This window comes from Sulfuriferula multivorans (assembly GCF_003851125.1).
Lineage (GTDB): Bacteria > Pseudomonadota > Gammaproteobacteria > Burkholderiales > Sulfuriferulaceae > Sulfuriferula > Sulfuriferula multivorans.
In genome coordinates this window covers 1-1,068 of sequence record NZ_BGOW01000083.1, presented here as the reverse complement: position 1 = coordinate 1,068, position 1,068 = coordinate 1, and the positions used below count along the sequence as shown (strand labels likewise).

Sequence of the window (1,068 nt, the reverse complement as noted above, 5' to 3'; positions counted from 1 at the left end):
CTTCAGGGGCTCGGAAAGCCTGCCGTTCGGTGCGGCCATCCGGCCGGTGCGGGAACTGCTGGAATATCTGCTGAATGGCAGGATGCCCGCGCTTGCGGCGGTTCACGCTTAGCAACAGCAGTCGATGGGGGAGTACAGATTGCGGAGCGATGAAGCCGCAGCAGCGATCCCCTTAGCGCTTTCGCAAAGGGTCGAGCAGCGCGGATAAACCGTTGTGATCCAGTTCCTGCATCAACGCCAACAGACGGCCGATTTCGCCGGGCGTAAAGCCTGTGCGAGCAAACCAGTTAAGGTAGGGTCCGGGCAGATCGGCAATCAGGCGACCTTTGTACTTGCCGTAAGGCATTGCGAGCGTAACCAGGCGTTGTAGATCTTCGGGGTTCATTGCTATCTGGATTGTTGGCGCGAGTTAACGCGATTGAAGTGTGAAAAGAACGGGCGCGAATACATTGTGCCTCGCGCCGTATGGGCTTGGAATAGATGTTTCCGGCACATACCAGTCAGAGATCAGCAACCAGCATTTCAACTCCACTAACCATTGCGGTTGCATCTTGGTCAGTGTACTTTCCCCAGTCGCCATGGGCTGCTTTGTTCCCAATTTCAGCCCAAGCCGTGATCTGCTTTTGCTTTGCCATGTTGTATGCTCCCGCTTTGCACAAATCAGCGTTCATTCGGTCAAGCGAACCTTCGGTGACACTGAACTTCTCAGCCAGATCCTTTAGCGTGGACTCAAGAGATACTCTCGCAAGAATGCATGCAGGATCTTTGTATCCAGCGTGAAGGAGCTCCTTCGCCTGATCAAGGGCATCTGTCCAGACCTCGGCTTTCGCAAGCGATCTTATATTAAATAAATAACCCCCTTCATAATCTTCTCGTGCTGCTTTAAAGATAGCTTGGCTATCGAGAAAATCGGATTCCCATCCGTTAAATTCTGTGTAGTGCGTTGCGAAATTTTGATAATGAATGCTTCTCTCTCCTAGACAGTGTCGTCACGTGATATGTTAAAATAGTTTTTTACATAAACTGCGGTGGACGCGAATGGCTGATGCCTATCAACGACATGACATC

The 1,068-nt window shown here is 51.4% G+C and carries 2 protein-coding genes; both read right to left on the bottom strand.

Features of this window, described 5'->3' with window-relative positions; genetic code table 11:
- Positions 1-172 precede the first annotated feature (172 nt).
- The gene (locus tag EI185_RS17650; RefSeq protein ID WP_124706450.1) at positions 173-385 is read right to left on the bottom strand and encodes a DUF3820 family protein; all 213 of its coding nucleotides are present in this window, start codon (positions 383-385) and stop codon (positions 173-175) included.
- A gap of 115 nt (positions 386-500) precedes the next feature.
- Entirely contained in the window at positions 501-635 is a 135-nt protein-coding gene (locus tag EI185_RS18515; protein ID WP_502697139.1) for a hypothetical protein, read from the bottom strand.
- Between the last annotated feature and the right edge of the window lie 433 nt (positions 636-1,068).